Annotated in this window: 22 protein-coding genes; 11 read left to right on the forward strand and 11 right to left on the reverse strand. The window is 42.4% G+C overall.

Features of this window, described 5'->3' with window-relative positions:
- The first annotated feature begins 1 nt into the window (after nt 1).
- Both J502_RS08615 and J502_RS08620 read left to right on the forward strand, forming a co-directional pair.
- Complete coding sequence (locus J502_RS08615; RefSeq protein WP_034428939.1) at nt 2-1,264, forward strand: exonuclease SbcCD subunit D C-terminal domain-containing protein; 1,263 nt, start codon at nt 2-4, stop codon at nt 1,262-1,264.
- Entirely contained in the window at nt 1,261-4,863 is a 3,603-nt protein-coding gene (locus J502_RS08620) for an AAA family ATPase (RefSeq protein ID WP_005406803.1), read from the forward strand. Before J502_RS08615 ends, J502_RS08620 begins: the two co-directional genes overlap by 4 nt.
- 59 nt (nt 4,864-4,922) lie before the next feature.
- Here J502_RS08620 and J502_RS08625 read toward each other — a convergent pair whose 3' ends face one another.
- Nucleotides 4,923-5,618: a YggS family pyridoxal phosphate-dependent enzyme gene (locus tag J502_RS08625; protein ID WP_005406847.1), complete on the reverse strand. Its 696-nt coding sequence runs from the start codon at nt 5,616-5,618 to the stop codon at nt 4,923-4,925.
- Between the two features lie 123 nt (nt 5,619-5,741).
- On the opposite strand from J502_RS08625, the gene J502_RS08630 reads away from it, so the two are divergent.
- Both J502_RS08630 and J502_RS08635 read left to right on the forward strand, forming a co-directional pair.
- Nucleotides 5,742-6,779, forward strand: coding sequence for a type IV pilus twitching motility protein PilT (locus tag J502_RS08630; RefSeq protein ID WP_005018932.1), 1,038 nt, complete (start codon nt 5,742-5,744; stop codon nt 6,777-6,779).
- Nucleotides 6,780-6,807: 28 nt separating this feature from the next.
- Nucleotides 6,808-7,926 (forward strand): PilT/PilU family type 4a pilus ATPase, encoded by a 1,119-nt coding sequence (locus tag J502_RS08635; RefSeq protein ID WP_005018931.1) that lies wholly within the window; start codon nt 6,808-6,810, stop codon nt 7,924-7,926.
- Between the two features lie 63 nt (nt 7,927-7,989).
- Here the strand turns inward: J502_RS08635 and fur are convergent, their stop codons facing one another.
- On the reverse strand, nt 7,990-8,427 hold the full coding sequence (gene fur / locus J502_RS08640) for a ferric iron uptake transcriptional regulator (protein ID WP_005018930.1): 438 nt from the start codon (nt 8,425-8,427) through the stop codon (nt 7,990-7,992).
- 111 nt (nt 8,428-8,538) lie between these two features.
- Between fur and J502_RS08645 the strand changes: the two genes are divergently transcribed.
- The gene (locus tag J502_RS08645; RefSeq protein ID WP_005027479.1) at nt 8,539-8,937 is read left to right on the forward strand and encodes an outer membrane protein assembly factor BamE; all 399 of its coding nucleotides are present in this window, start codon (nt 8,539-8,541) and stop codon (nt 8,935-8,937) included.
- Between the two features lie 45 nt (nt 8,938-8,982).
- On the opposite strand, the gene J502_RS08650 is transcribed toward J502_RS08645, so the two are convergent.
- The 9 genes from J502_RS08650 to J502_RS08690 all read right to left on the reverse strand — a co-directional run bounded on the left by J502_RS08650 (nt 8,983) and on the right by J502_RS08690 (nt 18,123).
- On the reverse strand, nt 8,983-9,306 hold the full coding sequence (locus J502_RS08650; protein WP_005406589.1) for an RnfH family protein: 324 nt from the start codon (nt 9,304-9,306) through the stop codon (nt 8,983-8,985).
- Nucleotides 9,306-10,388 carry a membrane protein gene (locus J502_RS08655; RefSeq protein ID WP_005406748.1) on the reverse strand — a complete coding sequence of 361 codons (1,083 nt, stop codon included), beginning with the start codon at nt 10,386-10,388 and terminating at the stop codon, nt 9,306-9,308. The genes J502_RS08650 and J502_RS08655 overlap by 1 nt, the downstream gene beginning before the upstream one ends.
- Nucleotides 10,389-10,538: 150 nt before the next feature.
- Entirely contained in the window at nt 10,539-10,985 is a 447-nt protein-coding gene (locus J502_RS08660; protein WP_005404364.1) for a bacteriohemerythrin, read from the reverse strand.
- Nucleotides 10,986-11,269: 284 nt separating this feature from the next.
- Nucleotides 11,270-12,118: a class II glutamine amidotransferase gene (locus J502_RS08665; RefSeq protein ID WP_005406679.1), complete on the reverse strand. Its 849-nt coding sequence runs from the start codon at nt 12,116-12,118 to the stop codon at nt 11,270-11,272.
- Between the two features lie 143 nt (nt 12,119-12,261).
- Nucleotides 12,262-13,182 carry an acetylglutamate kinase gene (gene argB, locus J502_RS08670; RefSeq protein ID WP_005018923.1) on the reverse strand — a complete coding sequence of 307 codons (921 nt, stop codon included), beginning with the start codon at nt 13,180-13,182 and terminating at the stop codon, nt 12,262-12,264.
- A gap of 10 nt (nt 13,183-13,192) precedes the next feature.
- A complete protein-coding gene (locus J502_RS08675; RefSeq protein WP_005406568.1) occupies nt 13,193-14,617 on the reverse strand; it encodes a phosphomannomutase/phosphoglucomutase in 1,425 nt (474 codons plus the stop codon).
- A 219-nt stretch (nt 14,618-14,836) separates the two neighbouring features.
- A complete protein-coding gene (gene dut, locus J502_RS08680; RefSeq protein WP_005406806.1) occupies nt 14,837-15,289 on the reverse strand; it encodes a dUTP diphosphatase in 453 nt (150 codons plus the stop codon).
- A 39-nt stretch (nt 15,290-15,328) separates the two neighbouring features.
- Entirely contained in the window at nt 15,329-17,368 is a 2,040-nt protein-coding gene (locus J502_RS08685) for a UvrD-helicase domain-containing protein (protein WP_005018919.1), read from the reverse strand.
- A gap of 125 nt (nt 17,369-17,493) precedes the next feature.
- A complete protein-coding gene (locus tag J502_RS08690) occupies nt 17,494-18,123 on the reverse strand; it encodes a YiaD family glycine zipper/OmpA-like lipoprotein (RefSeq protein ID WP_005018918.1) in 630 nt (209 codons plus the stop codon).
- Nucleotides 18,124-18,363: 240 nt separating this feature from the next.
- Here J502_RS08690 and yihG point away from each other — a divergent pair, with 240 nt between their 5' ends.
- The 6 genes from yihG (at nt 18,364) to J502_RS08720 (ending at nt 22,749) form a co-directional block, all read left to right on the forward strand.
- Nucleotides 18,364-19,278, forward strand: a complete 915-nt coding sequence (gene yihG, locus J502_RS08695; RefSeq protein WP_005018916.1) for a 1-acylglycerol-3-phosphate O-acyltransferase, YihG family — start codon at nt 18,364-18,366, stop codon at nt 19,276-19,278.
- A 35-nt stretch (nt 19,279-19,313) separates the two neighbouring features.
- A complete protein-coding gene (locus J502_RS08700; RefSeq protein WP_005018915.1) occupies nt 19,314-20,363 on the forward strand; it encodes a hypothetical protein in 1,050 nt (349 codons plus the stop codon).
- Nucleotides 20,364-20,483: 120 nt separating this feature from the next.
- The gene (gene minC, locus J502_RS08705) at nt 20,484-21,185 is read left to right on the forward strand and encodes a septum site-determining protein MinC (RefSeq protein ID WP_005406886.1); all 702 of its coding nucleotides are present in this window, start codon (nt 20,484-20,486) and stop codon (nt 21,183-21,185) included.
- A gap of 60 nt (nt 21,186-21,245) precedes the next feature.
- On the forward strand, nt 21,246-22,058 hold the full coding sequence (gene minD / locus J502_RS08710; RefSeq protein ID WP_005018911.1) for a septum site-determining protein MinD: 813 nt from the start codon (nt 21,246-21,248) through the stop codon (nt 22,056-22,058).
- Between the two features lie 2 nt (nt 22,059-22,060).
- Nucleotides 22,061-22,333 carry a cell division topological specificity factor MinE gene (gene minE / locus J502_RS08715; RefSeq protein WP_005018909.1) on the forward strand — a complete coding sequence of 91 codons (273 nt, stop codon included), beginning with the start codon at nt 22,061-22,063 and terminating at the stop codon, nt 22,331-22,333.
- Between the two features lie 128 nt (nt 22,334-22,461).
- Nucleotides 22,462-22,749, forward strand: coding sequence for a PA4642 family protein (locus tag J502_RS08720; RefSeq protein WP_005027494.1), 288 nt, complete (start codon nt 22,462-22,464; stop codon nt 22,747-22,749).
- The last annotated feature ends 26 nt before the right edge of the window (nt 22,750-22,775 follow it).

The raw sequence follows: 22,775 nt of genomic DNA on the forward strand, positions 1-22,775 counted from the left end.
CATGGCGGTACGTTTTTTTCATACTTCAGATTGGCACTTGGGGCAGTTTTTCTATAACCACTCGCGGCAGTATGAACATCAACAGTTTCTGAACTGGCTTATAGAACAGATTAAAGAAAAACAGCCACATGCGCTACTGATTGCTGGTGATGTTTTTGATGTGATTAATCCGGCATCTAGTGCTCAAAAGCAGCTCTATCAATTTCTGGCCGATGCGCACTCTGCTGCTCCCCATATGCAAACCCTGATGATTGCCGGCAACCATGACTCTGGTTATCGTCTTGAACAGGTTGAACCTTTACTTGAGAAATACAATGCAAAAACAGTCGGTATCGTGCGCTGGAATACCGAGCATCGTCTTGATTTCGACCGGCTGATTTTACCTATTCATAATGAATATCAAGAAATAGTTGCCTGGTGTATTGCACTGCCCTTTTTACGCCCGGCTGAAATTACCGGTCATGGTGAAGCAACCCAAGACAGCCAGCAGGCAATCGAATACATACATCAGGCACTTATTAAGGAGGCCTTGCAGCGTAAAACTGCAGATCAGGCATTAATTCTTATGTCTCATGCACATATGCAGGGTGCTGATGAATCTAAAGAGTCGGAACGGCCCATCATTATTGGCAACCATGAAGCACTTTCGACTGAACTGTTTAGCCCTGAAATTGATTATGTGGCTTTGGGCCATTTGCATAAACCACAGAAAGTCCAGTCTCCACACGTCCGTTATAGTGGCTCTCCGATTCCTCTTTCATTTAGCGAACTCAACTATAAACATCAGGTACTTGAGGTCAATATTGATCCGGCTCTATCTGAGAATAGACTCGAGATGAATGCACTTTATATTCCGCGTACTGTACAGCTACACCGCTTGAGCGGTGAACTCGATGAGGTATTAACGCAGCTAACCTTACTACCTGCAGGAGAAATTTCTGATATCGACCAGCGTGATTATCTTGATATTGAATATTATAGTCTGACTCCCCCTCCACCTGACTTACGCAAAAAAATTGAAGATCTGCTCCCACCCGAGCGCTATCGTCTGGTGCGGATCAGCCGGAAATATTTACAGCAGAGTTCATCTGAAGTTCATGCATCTAAAATTGATCTGGCACCGCCAACCCCTGAACAGCTCTTTGAACAGTTATGGCAGAAAATGGGCTATAGCCAGGATGAACAGGTCAAGCAAGATTTTATGGCACTACTGCAAGATGCACAGCAGTCAGAACATAAAATGAAAACGGCGGATAATATATGAAAATTGTACGCCTAAAACTCCAGAATCTGGCTTCTTTGGCGGGTGAACAGGAAATCGATTTTGAGGCTGACCCTCTACAGCATGCTGGTCTGATTGCTATTACTGGCGCCACAGGTGCAGGAAAATCGACCCTGCTGGATGCGATGTGTCTGGCATTATTTAATAAAATTCCCAGATTAAAAACCCATGAAGGTAAGCTCAAGGATGTCAGCGGCCAAGACGTACAGATTGATTCAACCCTCAATATCCTGCGGCGAGGAACAGCCCATGCCTATAGTGAGCTTGAGTTCATCGCCCAGAACCAGAAACGCTATATTGCCCGCTGGGAATTAAAACGTGCACGCGGACATGCCGAAGGTAAATTACAGGCAGTGCAGCGTGCATTGGTCTGTGTCACTGATGGCAACATGCTTACAGACAAGGCTAAAGAGTGTGATAAACAGGTATTGGAGCTGATTGGTCTGAGCTTTGAACAGTTTACCCGGGCCGTACTTCTGGCGCAGTCAGAAGTTGGAGCGTTTTTAAAAGCCAAAGACAATGAGCGGGCTGACTTACTGGAATATCTGACCAATTCCAATATTTTCAGTCTGGTGGGTAAGGCTGCGTTTGAACGGACCAAAATGGTCCGGGTACAGCGAGAAAAATTAAATGAGCTGATTGGCCATGTAGAGCTGCTCAGTACTGAACAGATGGCGCAACTCGAAGATCAATATAAAGCACGACAACAGCAAGTGCAGCAACTTGAGCAACAGTGCCAGATTTTAAGAAATGAGCTGCAATGGCATAAAAGTCACGACCTGCTCTACACTCAGATACAGGCCAAGCAGGAGTTTTATCAGGTCCAGCTGGATGCCAACCAGAAGCTGGGTGAACAGCGCCAGCGTTTACAACAGCTTGAGCAGTTCGCCTCCATTCGTCCAGTCCTGCTTCAGCAAAAATGCTGTGAGCAGCAATTGCAGAATCTTGAAAAACAAATTTCTCAACACCAGCAGTTGTTCCAGCAGGTTTGTGAAGAGTATCAGACAGCACAAAAAAGCTGTCAGGCAGCCAGAACTGCAGTAGAAGATGAAAAGCTGCGTCAGAACCAGCTAGCTCCCTATTTGAATCAGGCCAAGCAGTTATTGGACCAGCGGAAGCTAATTGAGAGTCAGTATACGCAGGTACGCAATAAACTTAAGGAAAAAACTGCTGAACAACAGCAGCAACTTGAACAGTTACAGCAGGCACAGCAACAATATCAGCAGCTGGAAAATATACAGCAGCAACTACAGCAGCAACTTGCACAAAGCCAGCAATTGTGCGGTTTTGATAGTGAACCGCAAGCCAGTTTACAGCACCTGAAAGCCTATATAGCTCAGGCTCAACAGGCATCGGAACTGTACACGCAAGATCAAATTATCCATCTTCAAATCCAGCAGGATTCAATTGAACAGCAACTTCATAAACTGGTTCAACATGCAGGTGATGCCAACCAGCTTGAACAAAAACTGCGTGATTTGTATCAGCAGCGTGAGCAACAGCTGGAACGCACCTATCAGTTTGAACAGCTCCAACACCAGCTTGAGCGCTGGCAGATACACTATATTGAACATCAAAGCCTCGACCAGAATATTCATCAATTAAAAAGTGAGATTCAAGAGCTGCACAATGCAATGCTGGAACAGCAATCAGCTTATGAGCATGACAAGAAAGAGCGTGAACTGTTACAGAAGCAATTACAGCAACAGCGTCTACTCTTTTCAGAAAATATTGAGCAGTTACGTGCAGCCTTGCAGCCAGATGAACCATGTATGGTCTGCGGCAGCCAGCAGCATCCTTATCGTGAACAGCAGCATTTACTTGAGAAATCATTGCTGGCTATACAGGAACAGCAGGAAAAAAATTATCTGCAAAAAGAACAGGAAGCTCAAAATCAGTGGCTGGCTGCCCGGCAGCAGTATCTAAAACAGGAAACCGTCCTGTCACATTTGCAGCAACAGCAGCAGTACTCTCTTGAACAGATACAGCAATTACAACAGCAGCTTCAGCACAAATATAGTTTTTCCGGGCTAGAGCTTCTATGGGAACAGCCCCCCGAACAATTGCTTTTAAAACTAGGAGAGCTACAACAGGTTCAGCTTAAAGTACGTGAACAGCTTGATTTTAATATTACAGAAACTCAAAAGACCCAGTCGCAGTATAATGAATTGGTTCGGCAACTCGAAAAGCTTCGAGCACAATGTACCCGTGCACAGCAATTACAACAGCTCGCTACTCCAATTTTAGAGAAACTGCCTTCAAGTCAACATTCAGACTGGCATGACAATAGCCTTCAAGAAGCACAACATATTTATCAGGTCTTCCAGAATCGCTTGTTACAGCTTGAGCAGCTAAATACTCATAAAGGCTCAGTAGAGCAGCTAAACCTAAAATTACAGCCTCAACAGCTTCAATATCAATATTTAAATACGCAAATTGTTCAATTAGAGCAAGAGCTGGAACAGCTCAAGCAGCAAGGTCTAGATAATGTTGCACAGGTTAAAGAATTAACGCTGAAAGTTGCCGGACAAACTTATGAACAGGCCCAACATTGGCTAGATGACCTTACGCAACAGCTTTCCATACTGGAACAATCCTGCTTGGAAAAACAGCAATATTTTGAAGGACTTCAGCAAAACTATCAGCAGCAGCAATCCAAAATTTCTCAATTTCAGGCGACCCGGCAGCATGTTCAGCAGGAATATACGAATATATATGCCCAAGTTCAACACTGGCTCAATGATCATCCTGACTATTCCCCTGAACTGATTGAGTTTTTAGTATTACAAGATGCGACAGAAGAACAGCGAATACGTCAACTGATTCAGGCGAACGATCAGGGTCTATCTGAGGCAAAAACTGCCTTAAATACCCTACAGGAACAGTTTGAACAGCATCTTGCTACCAAACCGGCCCATGAGTTTGAACAGTTACAGAATTTGCTTGAAAATCTGGAAATACAGCTAGAACATACTTATCAGGAACGTGATCAGCTAAGAACAAAACTGCAAATCCAGCAGCATAATTTGCATAAGCAGCAACAGTTTCAAAAACAGATTGTGCGGGTACAGCAGGAAGAATACCGTTGGAGCCGTATTTCGGAGCTGATTGGCAGTGCAGACGGTGCACGCTTTAAAAAACTTGCTCAGGAACATCACTTGGATATTCTGGTCGAATATGCCAACCAGCAGCTTCAACCATTAGCACCACGCTACCAGTTGCAACGAATTGAAGACAGTCTGGGACTGGCTATTATTGATCACCACATGAACGGCGAAGTCCGGCCGGTCCTGTCACTCTCTGGCGGAGAAACCTTTTTGGTTTCACTCGCATTGGCACTGGCAATCGCCAACATGGCTTCAGGTTCTATGAAAATCGAATCTTTATTTATTGATGAGGGTTTCGGTACGCTAGACCCGGCATCTCTACATGTAGTCATGGATGCACTGGACCGTTTACAGGGTCAAGGCCGTAAAGTAACCTTAATTTCACACGTACAGGAAATGCATGAGCGTATTCCTATCCAGATTCAGGTGAAAGCGGTTGGCTCTGGTGCCAGTCGGATTCAAATTGTTGGTTAATATAAGGCAGCTTCATTTTAAACTGCCGGCAGATTTGAAAATAGTTGCTTCGGTGCTAATTATACTTTATCTGAATAATCCCGGGCGCCAAATAACGCTGTTCCAATCCGCACCATGGTAGAGCCGGCTACCACTGCAGCTTCAAGGTCAGCGGACATTCCCATACTCAAGGTATCCCAAACTTGCGGATGGGCATGAAATGTGCGCACCTGGTTAAATAGTTGCTGGGTATGTTCAAATGCATCAGTATGGCCTGGTGCAGGTATAACCATTAGGCCACGCAGGCATAAGTTTGGAAGCTGACTGATCATCTTGACCAGCTCTGCAACCTGTTCAGGTGAACAGCCATCTTTGCTTTCTTGACCATCAATATTAACCTGAATGCAAATATTTAAAGCAGCTCGCTGTTCAGGTCGCTGAGCAGACAGCCGCTCTGCAATAATAAGACGGTCAACCCCATGTACCCAATCAAAATTTTCAGCCAGCAGTTTGGTTTTATTGCGCTGCACGTGTCCGATAAAATGCCATTCAATATCATTTAAATCTTGCAGGCTGTGTATTTTTTCGAGTGCTTCCTGCAGATAGTTTTCACCAAAACTGCGTTGCCCAGCCTGATACATTTCACGTAAGACGACAGCAGAATGTGTTTTGGAAACTGCCAGTAATTGTACTGCGTCATCTGCACGTCCTGCTTTGTGGCTTGCTTCTTGAATCTGTGCCAGAACCTGATCACGGGCATCTTGAAGTTTATTCATTGACTGAGTTCTCATTTTGCCAAGTTTTTTTAAATTCCCTGTATTCAACTGTTGGTTCAGCTGAGGGAAAGCCGTATTATTCTACAAAATAATCAAGAATTCTTTTACGGTGGCGGGGACATTATGGATATTACAGAACTTTTGGCATTCTCGGTTAAAAATGGTGCCTCAGACTTGCATCTTTCAGCAGGAATGCCGCCGATGATCCGGGTCGATGGAGAAGTCCGCCGTATAAATCTGCCGGCACTTGAGCATAAGGATGTACACCGTCTGGTCTATGACATCATGAATGACAAGCAGCGCCGTGACTATGAAGAACTGCTGGAAACCGATTTTTCTTTTGAAGTTCCCGGTGTCGCCCGTTTCCGTGTGAATGCATTTAATCAGAACCGTGGAGCTGGTGCAGTCTTCCGGACCATTCCATCCAAAGTACTGACTATGGAAGATCTAGGCATGGGCCAAATCTTCCGTGATATCTGTGACTACCCACGTGGTATTGTTCTGGTTACTGGCCCGACAGGTTCGGGTAAGTCAACCACGCTGGCAGCAATGCTCGATTATATTAATGAAAACCGTTATGACCATATTTTAACAGTAGAAGATCCGATTGAATTCGTACATCAGTCTAAAAAATGCCTGATTAACCAGCGTGAAGTCCACCGTGACACACATGGCTTTAATGAAGCCCTGCGCTCAGCCTTACGTGAAGATCCGGATATTATCCTGGTAGGTGAGATGCGTGATCTTGAAACTATCCGTCTAGCACTGACTGCGGCAGAAACTGGTCACCTGGTATTTGGTACCCTGCATACCACATCAGCTGCAAAAACAATTGACCGTGTAATTGATGTATTCCCTTCTGAAGAAAAAGATATGGTTCGTGCCATGCTATCTGAGTCACTTCAGGCTGTGATTTCACAAACACTCCTCAAAAAAAATGGTGGTGGTCGTGTAGCCGCCCATGAAATCATGATCGGAATACCGGCCATCCGTAACCTGATACGTGAGAATAAAGTTGCTCAAATGTATTCTGCTATTCAGACCGGCGCCAATCATGGTATGACTACACTTGACCAAAGCCTGAAAACTTTAGTCTCTAAAGGCGTCATTAGCCCACAAACTGCCCGTATGGCAGCAAAACAGCCCGAAGCTTTTATGTAATTTGCAATGTAATTAAGTGAGATAGCACATGGACTTTAATGACTTGCTTAACCTGATGATGGAACAAAAAGCATCGGATCTGTTTATTACTGCCGATGTTGAACCATCAATGAAGATTAATGGCCAGATTGTTCCGGTTTCAAAAAACAAACTGACTGGTGAGATTGTTGGACAGCTGATTCATGCAATTATGACAGATAAACAGCGGCAGGAATTTGCAGATACACGTGAATGCAACTTTGCTATCACTAACCGGGAAAAGACAGCCCGTTTTCGGGTCAGCGCCTTTCAGCAGCGTGATTTACCCGGCATGATTTTACGCCGGATTGAAACACAGATTCCAACAATGGATGACCTGAAACTGCCACAGGTGTTAAAAGAACTGGCTATGACCAAGCGCGGTATTATTATTTTTGTGGGTGCCACTGGTACAGGTAAGTCAACCTCGCTTGCTTCAATGATTGGTTATCGGAACCATAATTCTAAAGGTCATATTATTACCATTGAAGATCCGATTGAATTTGTTCATGAACATGCCGGCTGTATTATTACCCAGCGTGAAGTAGGTATTGATACAGCATCCTTTGAAATTGCGCTAAAAAACACGCTGCGACAAGCACCTGATGTTATTTTAATCGGAGAAATTCGTTCAAGGGAAACGATGGATTATGCGATTGCATTTGCAGAGACTGGTCACCTGGTCCTGGCAACTTTACATGCCAATAATGCCAATCAAGCACTAGATCGTATTGTCCATTTCTTTGAGGCAGACCGGCATAGCCAGCTGTATATGGATTTATCACTGAACTTAAAAGCGGTAATTGCCCAGCAGTTGATTCCTACTCTAGATGGTAATGGCCGGCGTGCTGCAATTGAAGTCCTGATCAATACCCCTCTGCTTGCAGATTACATCCGTAAAGGCGAAGTACATGAAATCAAGGACCTGATGAAGCGTTCACGTGAATTGGGTATGCAGACGTTTGACCAGGCACTATATGATTTGTATAAGGCCGGTCAGATTAGTTACAAAGATGCCCTTAAACATGCCGATGCTCCAAATGATTTACGTCTGCAAATCAAACTGTCCGAAGAAGGGGCCAGTCAGTTAATGGCTGCAGGACGTAATATTACTTTTGACGGTCAATAAACGATAACGACAATAAAAAGGGCCATTCCATGGCCCTTTTAATATGTTGTATTTATGTAGATTTTATTTCTTGCGAAAAGCATCTTGGCATTCAGTATCGCCACAGTAACCATATAAATTGAGCGAGTGACCTGTTAAATGAAAATTATATTGCTCAGCAACCTTATGCTGCTCCTGTTCAATAATATCATTTGTAAATTCAACTACTTTATTACAGTTTAAGCAGACCAGATGGTCATGATGATCTTCCTGCATAATTTCAAAAACTGAATGACTATTTTCAAAATTGTGACGCTGGATAATACCGGCTGTTTCAAACTGGGTTAACACACGATAAACGGTTGCTAAACCTACATCTTCACCCTGTTCGAGTAAAGTTTTATAAATATCTTCCGCACTCAAATGATGTTGTTTTGAATTTTCTAATAATTCCAATATTTTGATTCGTGGAAGGGTAACTTTAAGTCCAGCTTTGCGTAAATCTTGATTTGAAATAGCCATGAAAAAAGGTCTCTCAACAAATTTTAAGTTGGAATATGCAACAGAGTTTAGATGCAGTATGATTTATCCTTGGATCAAATGCATCATAATTAATTGGGATAGTGTAGCAAAATGCAAAAACTTATGCTGACGTTAGTCGTCACTTCACTGCTTGTCGGCTGTTCAACCTTGGGCGTTTATAAAGTTGATATCCCTCAGGGAACGCCATTGACTCAGGCACAAGCTTCAAAAGTCCAGGTGGGTATGTCTCATCAGCAAGTACGTTTTCTGCTTGGAAGCCCAACCGTAACTGATCCATTGAATCCATTACGCTGGGATTACATTTACAACTATATCCCAGGAACCTACGCCAAGAAAGCCAAGATTCCAGCGGCACATGGCCAGCATTTAAAGATTTACTTTAATGAAACAGGTATCGTTACCAAAATTGAAGGACTGGAAACTATTCCAGAATCCCAACCTGGTCTGCCTGCTTCTAGAGAAGCGATTTTAAATGCGCCCCCACTATAGACGCTTTAAAATAAAAAGAAACCCCTCGATGAGGGGTTTTTCATATCATTTCAATTGTCTGAGACGATTACTTTTGGCATAACGTCCTACCGGATTTTTTTCTGCCCGCTTACGGCGAGTCTCTTTCGGATTTACGGTTAAAGGCCGATAGATTTCTATCCGGTCTCCTGCCTGTAATGGCTGGCTCATCGCAGTCACTTTTATGCCAAAAACTCCGATCTGTAGCACTTCAGGTAAATCAATCTTATTCCGTATACCACTTTGCTCTATTGCATCCCGAACGGTCATTCCTTCAGTAAACTCAACAGCAATCAGAAACTGTGCTTCAGAATGGGCATAAGCGACCCAGACTTGCTGATGCTTCACCATTATATAAACTGCCTGATAATCGCAACCATAGCTAATAAAATAGATAACGGTAAAACAATACGCACTGCAATACGCCACAAGTTGTAAAACAGCTCATTACTAAAGTTCATAGATTTGCGTAAATGACTGATCTTCATGATCCAGCCAGCAAAAATGGCATAGATCAGGCAAATTATAAGACCCCATAACATTAACACTAGATTTAGCGCTGAATAAATTTCTGGAATTGCCCAAACCAGTAAAGCAATTAGTAAAATCGCCCATTGTAGAACAACCGCGACTTGACGTTGTAATAACTGCTCACGGGCAAATTGAATAAACAATGCCGCTGCTGCTAGTGCAGTAATCACCAATGCAATAACAGGAAGCTCACCATTGGCAACAAAGAACCCAAAAGCAATTACAGCGACTAGCTGTGCAAACCAGATCGGTAGAACGGTACCCGTTACTGCATTTTGTGCTTTTACCCGGGGCAAACTACTTTGCCAGTATAAGCCCAATCCCAGACCACTGGCCACAAGCGCAAGTACTGTTGCACTTCCCCACTCGCTAAACTCGACTGATGTCCATTGCCAGCTTGCTGCCGGCGTACCCAGGGTATTTGCAGTAATTAGTGAAACAATAACCCCTAAAGCTGTCACAGGAACAAGGAACTGGCGTGGAATAAAAGAGCCAATTAATGCAACCACTGCCATTGCCAGAAAAACAAGATGTGGAGCAAAGTCCGGAATCATTTGCAGCTGAATCAGCTGAGCAGCATTAAATAATACGGCACCAGCCAAGAATGGAATAAAGATAACTGCAAGCCAGCCTACCAGACGCCAGCGTGCTGAGGCATCTGCATCGCGGGTCAGCCCAGATAAAGCATTTAATGCGGTAGTTTTGGAACGTTTAGCGAGTGCAATTTCCAGATAAGTAATCGGTAAGGCTAAAAATAGCATCGTTCCTAACCAGAGCAACCAAAAATCAAACTGTCGCTCGAACTGAATCCCCACCACAGGGGCAAGCGTCGCAATAATAATAAAGGTTAAACAAAATGCCATCAGCGGCGATAACCATCGTGACATAGAATTGTCCTGCATGATGCGTTCCTTGAATGAGTCTGCCGATATTTTGCCTTTCTCATGAACGAAAATCAAAGACTCAAATAAAAAATGCAAACCACCCCGAAAGATGATTTGCAGCGCTAATTTTTTATTTACTTATTCCTTGTTATTCTTATGTCAGTTTTCTTATGAAAAGAAACGAGCAAACCAATTTTTTCCCTTTTTCTTTTCTTTCTCTTTCAGGATGCCCATCATATTTTCTTTTACAGCGCCAACATAATCAGCATCATCATGCTGAATATGGTTAATTAACCATTTTGAAAGGATTTCATGTAACTCATGTTCAATAGACGCCCCTTGTTCAAACTGTTGACGGTAAAGTTCAATCTTTTTAATAAACAGATCGTGTACACGTTTATGAGGTACACGATATTTATAACCGGCTTCTTCTTGCAAGCTCTCTTCAAAAGTAAAATGTGACTGGGTGTAATCAATAATATCATCAAGAATCTGTTTCGTATGATGACGATCTGTATTCTGGTCAATCTGGTTAATATAATCCAGAATCCGCTTGTGTTGATCGTCAATTACATCGATACCAGTATTATACTCTGGACTCCATTTCATTTTCATTACGTCCGCCCCAGCTATAATCAATTAAGTACTGAGAGAATCATATCGGTAAAAAAACAAAATAAAAATGAAGTAATTTGGTTGGTTTTAATATAATTTCCATATTTATTATTCAAACTATTATTTTTGATATAAAAAATATTTTAACCAGACCAAAAGAGTAAGTTATTTTTTAACCAATTTATATTATATTTAATTTTCAATATCTTATTAATACAAGCTTTTCTATATTTTATATATTAAGGACTATATAATAAATCTATTATTTTATAATAACTTATATTTTAATATTGATCAGCTTTAGTGACTCGCTTTAATTCAGGATTTTTAGCTTCCCGAATGAGTCGTTCAATATGTGTAAAGGCATATTTAACCGGTTTTCCATGCTGAAATAAAATCATTTCACCTGGTTGATATGCAGTCCAGATCTCATTATGAGTCAAAGGTTCTGTAGTAATAACTGCAACCCGGTCTTCTGGTGTAGTCACATGACTAAAATCGACTTCAACATCTAAATCGATTAATTGTGCAGGCTGAAACGGATATTCACGTACCAGCCAGTGCAGCTTGGTGGTGGCATAGCTAAATAATGCCTGGCCATTTGAAAGGCAATAATTGAACGTACCGTACTCTGCAATTTTAGGTGCAACATCCTCTAGTACAGCAAAGATCTCTTCTATTGCAGGCTCATTATAGCCAAAATGCTCAACCAGCTGATCAAGCAAATAACAGAATGCATATTCACTGTCAGTATTTCCTACCGGCCTAAAGCGGCCAGTCAATGGAGGATTAAACTCATGCAAGTCACCATTATGGGCAAAAATCCAGTGGCGCCCCCATAATTCACGTATAAATGGATGTGAATTTTCTAAAGTAATTTTACCCTGTGTTGCTTTACGGATATGGGCAATTACATTTCGAGATTTGATAGGATAATTACGGATAAGCTCAGCAATCGGCGATTCTACTGCCGACTGGTTATCTACAAATAGCCGGCAGGCCTTATCTTCAAAAAAAGCGATACCAAAACCGTCTGAATGGTCAGAAGTTACTCCAGCCCGCTGTGAAAAGCCGCGGAAAGAAAACGTTATATCTGTCGGAGTTGCACAATTCATTCCCAAAAGCTGACACATAATCTTTAATCAGGGTCTTAATAAAATCTTGAAGTTATTGTGCATGAGTCATCTTAAACTTGTAAATCTTAATCTTGGTGTATGTCTGTTTTATTTCTTGCAAACAGAAAAAAGTCACCGAAGTGACTCTTTAAACTGTCCAGTTATGACCTGCTTGCACCAAAATGGGCACGGTTAGTAATCAAAGTTCCAACTCCATGATCAGTAAAGACTTCCAGTAGGGTTGCATGAGGTACGCGACCATCAACAATGTGGGCACTAACTACACCTGCCTTGACTGCATCAAGTGCACAGCCAACTTTGGGAATCATGCCACCATAGATCACGCCTGTTTCAATCAGATGATCAACTTCCTGTGTGGTAAGGCCTGTTAGCAATTTTTTATTTTCATCCAGTACACCGGCAATATTGGTTAACAGTACTAGTTTTTCAGCACCTAGAGCTTCAGCCACCTTCCCTGCAACCAGATCAGCATTGATATTGTAGGTATTACCTTCCTCGTCTACACCCAGTGGTGCAATCACCGGAATAAAGTCACTCTGGGTAAACATTTCGATGACATCGGTTTTTACTTCAACGACTTCACCTACCAGTCCCAGATCAATCTGGTGAATGCTGCCATCTTCTGCCTGTTTTTCCATCAGAAGTTTGCGGGCTTTAAGCAAATTACCGTCTTTGCCAGTCAAACCAATTGCACGGCCACCATGCTGGTTAATCAGATTGACAATAGACTTGTTAACACTACCACCTAACACCATCTCGACTACTTCCATAGTCGCAGGATCTGTTACGCGCATTCCATCTATACGCTCAGACTCGCGGCCTAACTGTTTTAGAAAGGAATCGACCTGCGGCCCTCCACCATGTACAACGACCGGGTTTAAACCAACTGTTTTTAACAGAACAATGTCACGGGCAAAGGAGCTTTCCAGTGCCGGATCAGTCATGGCATTACCACCATATTTTACCACCAGCGTTTTACCGGCAAAATGTTGAATATACGGCAACGCTTCGGTCAGAATTTCAGCCTTGTTGATGCCAGCACTAGTTTGCTGATGTGGCATTCACCTCTCCTTATTGAGCATCCAGGATATCTTGTGCAATTTCAGGATATCGTTCACTTAACATTGAAACAAATTTATATCGGATTTTATCCAGCGTCAGGCGGTCGTCCGCATCAAAACGTACGGTAAAGTACTCGCCAGTATTGGAAGCTCGAATAATGCCAAAACCATCTTTAAAATCAAGGCGTATTCCATCAATCTTACTCAGCTGGGCACCAAAACGGTGACTCAGGATTTCAATATCCTCCAATACGGTTTTAGGATTGGTCTGATGTGTACTGATATAAGTATCTTCGGTACAGCAGCGCTCAGGATAGACAGCCAACAACTCTGATAACTTTTTGTCTGGGAAATGTCCCATATATTCAATGACACGTAACGCTGCATATAAGCCATCATCATAGCCAAAACCACGACCATCATTAAATACATAGTGGCCAGCGTACTCTCCACCAAAAACAGCATAGCCCCCAGATTGTGATAAATATTTTCTGAGAAAGCTGCTTCCTGTACGGATCATATGTGGATGTCCACCCAAGTTTCGAACCGTATTACGAACCATGCTGGAACATTTAACATCGAATACCACTGCGTGACCGGGATGGTTTTCCAGACACATCTGGCTAAATAAAGAAAGTAGACGGTCTGCAGTAATAATATTTGCCTGTTCATCGACCAGTACTACCCGGTCCCCATCACCGTCCAGTGCGATACCAATATGGGCCTGCTGTTCAATCATATTTGCCTGTAACTGTTTTAAATGAACAGCTTGAGATGGGTCCGGGGCATGATCTGGAAAATTACCATCAGGCTTACAGCGCAAAGCGATCACTTCACAGCCGAGTTTCTTCAAAATGGTTTCTGCACACTCTCCTGCTGAACCATTCAACGCATCAAGTACCACCTTGAGCGGTTGTTTTAAGTGAATATCTTTTAAAATTGCCTGCTGGTAAAGGCTACAGAACTCGGCCTTATGCTGATGTGGCAAGGTTAAAATAGAATCAAATATAGAAGGCTGATAATAATTTTCTGCTGTACTTGCGATGGTTTGGATCATATCTGGACACGGCGGTTCACCCTGAATAATCCATTTAATTCCGTTATCGGTTTTTGGATTATGGCTAGCGGTCACCATTATACCGTTTCCACTATAGTTGCGCGCTAAATAGTACATTTGCGGACTGGAACAGCAACCAATTTCAGTAACGCTCAGCCCCTCTTCACCACATACTTGAGTCAGAATTTGTGCATAGAAAGGACTACTTAATCGCGCATCATAACCAATCACCAGTTCAGACTGGCCAGCCTCTTTGAATTGTTTTGCCAAGGCGTGTGCAGTTGCCCGGACCACAGCCGGGGTAAAACAAGCAAGTTTTCCACGGATATCATATGCGCGAAAAATAGCTTTTGGAAAAGGAGAATGATTTAATTCCATACTATATTCTTTTATTCAAGGCGCCTACCTTGGAAATAAAAACTAAAAATTCAGAATAAAAAAGTAGGCGGGTTATTATCAGAATGCATAAGGTATACCTAAAAAAAGAATATTTTTTAATATAGATTCAGTAATGTTTCAACAAGAAATGTTAATCAATTGTTTTTAAAAGTTTTATTAGCTTATAAACAGGCTATTCTCTGTTTATAAGCTGTTATTTTACTTCTGCCCGGTATGGCCAAAACCGCCAGTTCCCCGCTCGGATGCAGTAAATTCATTTACCTGTTCAAATTGTGCCTGGACTACAGGAACCAGTACATATTGAGCCAAGCGCTCACCAGGTTCCAGTGTAAAAACTGTCTGACTACGGTTCCAGACAGATACCATAAGCTCGCCCTGATAGTCTGAATCAATCAGGCCCACCAGATTACCCAGTACAATCCCATGCTTATGACCCAGTCCAGAACGTGGCAGAATTAGCCCCGCAAAATTTGAGTCCTCAATATAAATCGCCATTCCAGTTTTAACCAGAATAGTCTCACCAGGTTTAATTTGTACCGCCTCGTCCAGACAAGCACGTAAATCCAGTCCGGCAGAACCAGAAGTCGCATAAGTTGGCAAAGGCCATTCATTACCCAGACGCGTGTCGAGTACTTTAATTTGAACTTTCATAAGTATTCCTATTTTTATGTCGAGTACAGACCGGCTGACTTAACGTTTCAATAAAGCTTTGAGATTCTGTAAATATTGCTGTGCCTGTTCTTTCGGGTCTACATTAGCAACCAGTTTTTTCTTGCGGCCTAACCATTCAACTTCATCTTGAGGCAACTCATCCAGAAAGCGGCTTGGCGTCATCTGTTTCATTTGTCCCCCATTCTTGCGCTGCTCTGCCAGAGTTAGAGTTAGAGCCTGACGGGCACGGGTAATACCCACATACATCAGGCGACGCTCTTCCTCAATAGTTTCACTGGCAATCGAATTTTTATGGGGCAATAATTCTTCTTCCAGTCCAATCATGTAGACATACGGAAATTCCAGCCCTTTAGCAGCGTGAAGAGTTAGCAAGTTTACTTTATCGATATCTTCCTCTTCCTGTTGCTGCTCCAGCATATCGAGCAGAACCATTTTACGAATGACACTCTCAATATTTTTATCATCTACATCTTCTGCACGGTTAATCAGACTTTGAATACTGCTGTAGAGACTTTCAATATTATCTAACTTGCTCTTTTCCTGAGCAGGTGTAGCTGCCTGTTCCCGGATATAGTCGATATAACCTGCTTCATTCATCATCTGGCGAATTTTAGGAACCGGTTCGTCATCATCCAGCAATTCACGGGTAAAATTTCCAATAAAGTCAGCAAACTCATGCAACTGTGTTACAGCTTTTTTAGGAATGACCATCGTGAGCCGCTGATCTCCGGCTGCAGATAATAAAGACAGATGGTTATCTTGGGCAAATAGTCCAAGTTTTTCTAAGGTTACCGGTCCAATTGCACGCTTGGGTGTATTAATAATACGCAAGAAGGCACTATCATCTTCTGGATTAATAATAAGGCGCAGATAACTCATGACATCCTTGATCTCTGCACGGGCAAAGAAAGACTGGCCACCCGACAGTTTATAGGGAATTTGCATCTGGCGAAGCTGGGTTTCTAAAACACGTGCCTGAAAGTTACCACGGTACAGCACTGCATAATCTTTCCAGCTGCGGGCATTCATCAGTTTATGCGTTAAAATATCCTTTACAACACGTTCTGCCTCATCATCGTCATTACGGCAGGTAATGACCCGGATCACATCGCCGTGGCCTTTATCACTCCAGAGCTGTTTATCAAAGATATGAGGATTATTGGCAATTACCGCATTGGCAGATTTTAAGATACGGCTGGTCGAACGATAATTCTGCTCAAGCTTGATTACTTTTAGGTTAGGAAAATCCTGCTGTAATAATGCCATGTTTTCAGGTTTAGCCCCTCGCCAGGCGTAAATTGACTGGTCATCATCACCTACAGCTGTAAACTGGCCCATCACGCCTACCAGCAGCTTAACCAGAATATACTGTGCGGTGTTGGTATCTTGATATTCATCGACCAACAGATAACGTACCCGATTTTGCCATTTATCACGTACTTCCGCATTTTCCTGCAACAAGCGGGTCGGCATCACAATTAAGTCATCAAAATCAACAGCATTGTAGGCACGAAGGTTGCGCTCATATAACTGGTAGAGATGTGCCATCTGTACATCTTCTGGAGTTTCACAAGTACTATGTGCCTGTTCTGGTAAAATCAGATCATTTTTCCAGTCAGAGATTTTTTTCATTGCCTTCGCAATGAGTTCTTTACTTTCTGCACCCGATAGATTGTCACGATGCATCAGATCCATCAGTATGCGTTTACAATCATCTGCATCTAAAATAGAAAAGTTGTTTTTAAGAGGCGTATTTTTCAGCTCAAGGCGCAACATGTTTAAGCCAAAAGTGTGAAAGGTCGAAACTGAAAGTCCTTTAATTTCCTCACGTGACAGCAATTTACCGACACGCTCTTTCATTTCTCGTGCAGCTTTGTTAGTAAAGGTCATTGCTGTAATCCGGTGCGCCGGTATTCGGCACTGCTGGATTAAATAAGCAATTTTACGGGTAATTACCGAAGTTTTACCTGAACCTGCCCCTGCAAGTACTAACAAGGGTCCTTGAGTGTATTTCATAGCTTCAAGTTGCTTGTTATTTAACTGACTTGCCGACGACATAATACTACCTCTCCTGATCCGAGCATGATTATAGACAGGTCTGTTTCAGATGCCTAATGTTAATTGGGTACCAAATAGCCATAAAAAAACCACCCGAAGGTGGTTTTTATACAATTCCAATTAAATTATTGGGTTGCATAGATACTAATTTCTACACGGCGGTTTTGTTCACGGCCTTCAGCAGTTGCATTTGATGCAATCGGGTTAGAAGCACCTAGACCCTGAGCATTAATACGAGTACGTGGAACGCCCTGGCCAGCCAGATAGTTGGCTACAGCCTGAGCACGTGCCTGAGATAGCGGGATATTGATTGAATCATTACCGGTGCTGTCAGTATAACCAGTGACCAAAATGGCACTCTTGTTATCTTCTGTCAGGGTTTGAGCTACTTTATTAAGCGTTGTATAGAAGTTTGGCTTGATCGTAGACTTATTGGTATCAAATGTAATGTTGCCTGGCATAATCAGACCAACAGAACCATCCGGGTTACGGTTAACTTCTACTCCAGTACCTGCCATTTGTTGACGAAGTTTTTTCTCTTTATTGTCAAGATACACGCCTGTAGCTGCACCGACCACCGCACCAATTGCTGCTGCACGGTTATTCTGTGCACTTGAGTTTGCATTTGACTTAGAAATACCATAACCCGCAAGTGCACCCAGACCGGTACCAATTGCTGCTTTATCATATTCCATGTTTTGGCAACCCGAAAGTGCCATTGCCCCTACCACAGTTGAAATCATTAGTGCACGCATTGCATGCCTCCTTGTCCTTGTTGTCTAAAAGGATAATGAAATAAAAAAAATTTTTATAACATTGATTTTTTGTTAAAAAATAATAGATTATTTACATTTTGTAATACTTTTAGATATTTTTCGGAAGCCATGGCCCATAATTTCTTCATACTGGCTTTTTGATGAGTTTTTTTGATGAAATACTTCATTTCATGAATTGCTTCATTTAGGATGACAGGGTTCAGGTAATAGGACCTTTCTATGTCATCCCAAAACAAGAAACAAGCTTTACTAAAAAAAATTACACGTGGACTGACCGTAGGCTCGGTAATTACAGGAAGTACTTTCCTGCACGGACCACCTGTGCTGGCGCTCGGGTTAACAAAGCTGATCAAAAACTCGCGTAAAATTGATGAAACGAATATTGAGATTACGAACCGCTGGTTAGCAGTCAATAACTGGTTAATTGAGCATGTACTTTCTGATTTAAAATGGGATATTACCATTGATGAAAATCTCGATTTAAGCATGCAAGGTCGTTATCTAATGACCTGCAACCATCAAAGCTGGGTAGACACTACAGTGAATCAGTACTTTGGTCTGACCCGTATGCCTCTAACCCGTTTTTTTACCAAGTGGGAACTGATCTTTATTCCTTTTGTCGGCCAGGCTTTTAAAATTTTAGGTTTTCCGATGATGAAGCGGCACAGCAAAGAGCAGATCGCAAAGAATCCTGATTTAAAAACCCGTGATTTGGAAGAAGCACGCAAGGCCTGCCAGCAACTAGTAAGTCAGCCTTATACCCTGCTCAATTATCTGGAAGGGACACGTTTTACCCAAGAAAAACATGACCAGCAGAAATCACCTTATAAGCATTTGCTTAAACCTAAGGCTGGTGGACTGGCATTAGCATTGAATATTTTAGAAGATAATATTGATGCCCTGGTGGATATGACTATTGTTTATCCGGATGGTGTCCCAGGCTATGGAGATTTCTGGTTAGGTGACGTAAGCCGGATTGCAGTAAACCTGCGTAAAATTGAAATACCTGCTTGGGTTAAAGGCGGCAATTACGAAGAAGATGAAGAATACCGTAAACGCTTTCAAGCCTGGGTACATCAGATCTGGACTGAAAAAGATCAGTTAATTGAATCCATACAGCAAAAATATGCCTAGTTTTTCTATACTCTGAACAATCATTAAGGACCTGTATGCAAGAAGAGCCCGTCAAAGCGAGAACCAGTTTTATTCCAGTGCGACATGATACGTTAGCCTGGAAATTGTTTCTGGTTTATGACGTATTCATGATGGTACTGATTGTCATCAATCTGGTCTGTTTAAGTGGTAATGCCATTTTAATGAGTGACTTCGGAGAATGGCTGTTTGAGTTTATCCGTGTGCCTGAAGCCCTTCAGTTTTATAAGACTGAATTGCGTCCTTGGGTGATTAAAACAGAAGGCTGGTTTACCAGCTTTCTGGTGGTAGAGCTTCTGGTACGCTGGCTGATTGCCATTATTTATAAACATCACCCACGCTGGTTCTTTTTTCCTTTTATACACTGGTATGAATTACTTGCCATCATTCCACAATTACGTTTTTTAAGATTACTGCGCGCCGGGGTAATCGCTTACCGTTTAAATGAACTGGGTTATCAGGTTATTCCTGAAAGCATTTATAAGCGTGCGCTGTTCTATTATCACGTGGTAATGGAAGAACTTTCCAGTCGTGTAGTCTTAACCATACTAGATGGTGTACATCGTGAACTGGTCACCAGTACTACCCATAAAAAGCTGATCCATGATCTGGTCGATCATCACCGGGACCTTTTTGCGGCAGCTCTGGCTCAGGTATTACAGGAATCATTAGCTCTGGCCTTAAAAGAACATCAGAATCAGCTCTCAAAAGAGGTTGGTCTGATTGTTAACCGCGCCATCGAAGAAACGCCGGAGCTCACCCAACTGCTACGCCTGATACCGATTGTAGGCAGCCGTATTGAACAGCAGATACAGAGTATCGGCCAACGCTTGGGTGAAAATATTACTTATGGTTTAATTGATCCGCTGGTAGATGGAACACTGGATCAGCCAAACTCGACCTATATGCTGATCGCACAAAGAGCCAGCCAGTTAAATATAAATAACCAGGCACTTGAGCAATTGGTTGAATCAGCAGTATTTGAAAGTTTAGAATCCATCCGTAAACAAGTAAAAATTAAACAATGGCAACAGATTCTGGCCGAGAGCAAAGTAGCCAAAGAATAAACATCTCGGTCAAAATATTTGTACTTCGGCTAGAGAATTCATGCATTTTAGTCTAGGATTTGCTCTATTTAATAACATGACTTTGGCAAACTTTAAGTTAAAAGCCTCTAAGGAATAATTATGGCTGATATACGGGTTACAGGCAGAATGGTTAACTTTACCCGGTTAACCTTTGACACCAATGATCATGATGCTATCCGCCAGCAACTGAACACTCTACTCGATGAAAATGCTTATCAGGGTGCCCTGGTTATTCTTGACAGTACAGTCGAGCAGGAACTGATTGCACTGATCCAGCTGCTCGTCAGCCTAGATTTGCAGCCTATGGCTGTAATTGACGGCATCCTAGGTGATCAGGCACGCGCCATTCAGTTCCCGGTACTCGCCTCTGACCGCCCGTTACAGCGCATCAAGCCTACCAAAGAACAGGTAGTCGAAGCGCCAGTATCTCAACAGACCGAGGCTGAAAAAACAGGCAGTATTCGTTATATTACCTCTTATCACGATGAGATTTTACGCACTGGGCAATGTCTGATCCAAGACCATGGCGATATTATTCTAAAGGCCGGAATCAACAGCGGCTCTGAAGTGATTGCTTCAGGAAATATACATATTTATGGCAGTGTTCGTGGTAGAGTCATTGCCGGCGTAGGAGGCAATACCTCTGCAAGAATTTTCTGTCATTCCCTTGAGGCAGAACTGGTATCTATTGCAGGCACATACTGTGTAGCAGACGACATCCCGCAGCATGTCGCCAAAAAACCTGTACATATTTACTTGAATGATGACCAAGAGCTTGAATTTGAAGCCTTGGAATTTTAAGGTATAAATTATCACCAAAAGCCCCATTTAAGGGGATTGACCATAACAGGAGTGGATTCGGTGGCCAAAATTGTTGTCGTAACATCAGGCAAAGGTGGAGTGGGTAAAACTACAACAAGCGCATCTTTTGCAACAGGTTTAGCCCTACGTGGTCACAAAACCGTCGTTATTGATTTTGATGTAGGCTTACGTAACCTGGATTTGATCATGGGTTGTGAACGCCGCGTGGTTTATGACTTTGTCAATGTTTTAAATAATGAAGCCCGTTTACAGCAAGCATTGATCCGTGATAAAGATATTGAAAATCTTTATATTTTACCGGCATCACAGACCCGTGATAAGGATGCATTAACAGATGAAGGTGTTGCCCGGATTATAGATGAGCTCTCACAAGAGTTTGACTATATTATCTGTGATTCACCAGCCGGTATTGAACGTGGTGCTATCTTGGCCATGTATCATGCTGATGAAGCAATTATCGTAACCAACCCTGAAATCTCTTCTGTGCGAGACTCAGATCGCATTATTGGCATGCTGGACAGCAAGACCAAAAAAGTAGAACAAAATGAAGGCCGTGTACGCAAGCATCTGTGTATCACTCGTTTTAACCCAGAACGTGCAGACCGTCAGGAAATGTTATCAATTGATGATATTTCAAAAGATATTTTACGTGTCCCGACTTTAGGGGTAATTCCAGAATGTCCAACTGTACTTCAGGCATCAAACGAAGGTAAACCGGTTATTCTATATACTGAAACCAGTGCTGGACAGGCTTATGATGACCTGGTTGCGCGCTTCCTTGGTGAAGAACGTCCTTATCGTCACATTACTGTGAAACCGAAGGGCTGGTTAGCACGACTATTTGGAGCATAATTATGGCAGGATTCTGGAGTAAGCTTTTTAGTGGTGATGAAAAACCATCAAGTGCTAAAACAGCTAAAGACCGACTGAAAGTCATCGTGGCCTCTGAACAGGGTTTAGGTAGACGTCTAAGCCAAGACAAAATAGACCAGATGAAAAAAGAAATTATGCAGGTGGTCAACCGTTATGTACGCGGTGTAGATGAGCAGCATATTCAGATGTCTGTTCGTTCTGAAGCGAACATCGAAATGCTAGAGATGAATATCAATTTGCCTGAAGAACGTTAATCTCATTACTGATTAGGCAACCGAATTAAATCAAGGCAAAATATGCAGCAGCGCATGGAAAGTATCTCTTTCTCCTGCTGCAAGTATTTTGCTTTTTTAATTTTGTTTTGAATACTGAGGAGATCGTGATGGCATTGTCACAGCCAGCAACATTCAATGAAGAATGGTCAGATGAACGTGTGTTTGGCTATTTGAATCAGCTTCCTCCTGAAGGCATAAATGCTGACTTTCACGTTCTCTATCATGCATTCAAGCATATGCGTCCAAGTGATTATGAACGCTTGCTGAACAGGTTTATTGCTGATGGCCGGGATCTAAATGCTACTAATCCTCAGGGACAACGTATTCATGAAGTGATTGCTGAATTTCCGCGCCAAAGTGCTCCATTTCTAGAAGTTCTAGCTAAGTTTGCTTAAAAACAGCTTTATAACCGAAATAATAA

Source organism: Acinetobacter sp. 1294596 (genome assembly GCF_000582925.1).
Lineage (GTDB): Bacteria > Pseudomonadota > Gammaproteobacteria > Pseudomonadales > Moraxellaceae > Acinetobacter > Acinetobacter radioresistens.

Bases quoted from the DNA above. Each gene is read 5' to 3' on its own strand.
- minC (WP_005406886.1), top strand. From the start codon at position 20,484: ATGGCTGATATACGGGTTACAGGCAGAATGGTTAACTTTACCCGGTTA.
- J502_RS08625 (WP_005406847.1), bottom strand. From the start codon at position 5,618: ATGAATAAACTTCAAGATGCCCGTGATCAGGTTCTGGCACAGATTCAA.
- yihG (WP_005018916.1), top strand. From the start codon at position 18,364: ATGTCATCCCAAAACAAGAAACAAGCTTTACTAAAAAAAATTACACGT.
- J502_RS08655 (WP_005406748.1), bottom strand. From the start codon at position 10,388: ATGCAGGACAATTCTATGTCACGATGGTTATCGCCGCTGATGGCATTT.
- J502_RS08615 (WP_034428939.1), top strand. From the start codon at position 2: ATGGCGGTACGTTTTTTTCATACTTCAGATTGGCACTTGGGGCAGTTT.
- J502_RS08675 (WP_005406568.1), bottom strand. From the start codon at position 14,617: ATGGAATTAAATCATTCTCCTTTTCCAAAAGCTATTTTTCGCGCATAT.
- argB (WP_005018923.1), bottom strand. From the start codon at position 13,182: ATGCCACATCAGCAAACTAGTGCTGGCATCAACAAGGCTGAAATTCTG.
- J502_RS08620 (WP_005406803.1), top strand. From the start codon at position 1,261: ATGAAAATTGTACGCCTAAAACTCCAGAATCTGGCTTCTTTGGCGGGT.
- dut (WP_005406806.1), bottom strand. From the start codon at position 15,289: ATGAAAGTTCAAATTAAAGTACTCGACACGCGTCTGGGTAATGAATGG.
- fur (WP_005018930.1), bottom strand. From the start codon at position 8,427: ATGGCTATTTCAAATCAAGATTTACGCAAAGCTGGACTTAAAGTTACC.
- J502_RS08635 (WP_005018931.1), top strand. From the start codon at position 6,808: ATGGACTTTAATGACTTGCTTAACCTGATGATGGAACAAAAAGCATCG.
- J502_RS08720 (WP_005027494.1), top strand. From the start codon at position 22,462: ATGGCATTGTCACAGCCAGCAACATTCAATGAAGAATGGTCAGATGAA.
- J502_RS08650 (WP_005406589.1), bottom strand. From the start codon at position 9,306: ATGGTGAAGCATCAGCAAGTCTGGGTCGCTTATGCCCATTCTGAAGCA.
- J502_RS08690 (WP_005018918.1), bottom strand. From the start codon at position 18,123: ATGCGTGCACTAATGATTTCAACTGTGGTAGGGGCAATGGCACTTTCG.
- minE (WP_005018909.1), top strand. From the start codon at position 22,061: ATGGCAGGATTCTGGAGTAAGCTTTTTAGTGGTGATGAAAAACCATCA.
- J502_RS08630 (WP_005018932.1), top strand. From the start codon at position 5,742: ATGGATATTACAGAACTTTTGGCATTCTCGGTTAAAAATGGTGCCTCA.
- J502_RS08685 (WP_005018919.1), bottom strand. From the start codon at position 17,368: ATGTCGTCGGCAAGTCAGTTAAATAACAAGCAACTTGAAGCTATGAAA.
- J502_RS08645 (WP_005027479.1), top strand. From the start codon at position 8,539: ATGCAAAAACTTATGCTGACGTTAGTCGTCACTTCACTGCTTGTCGGC.
- J502_RS08700 (WP_005018915.1), top strand. From the start codon at position 19,314: ATGCAAGAAGAGCCCGTCAAAGCGAGAACCAGTTTTATTCCAGTGCGA.
- J502_RS08665 (WP_005406679.1), bottom strand. From the start codon at position 12,118: ATGTGTCAGCTTTTGGGAATGAATTGTGCAACTCCGACAGATATAACG.
- J502_RS08660 (WP_005404364.1), bottom strand. From the start codon at position 10,985: ATGAAAATGAAATGGAGTCCAGAGTATAATACTGGTATCGATGTAATT.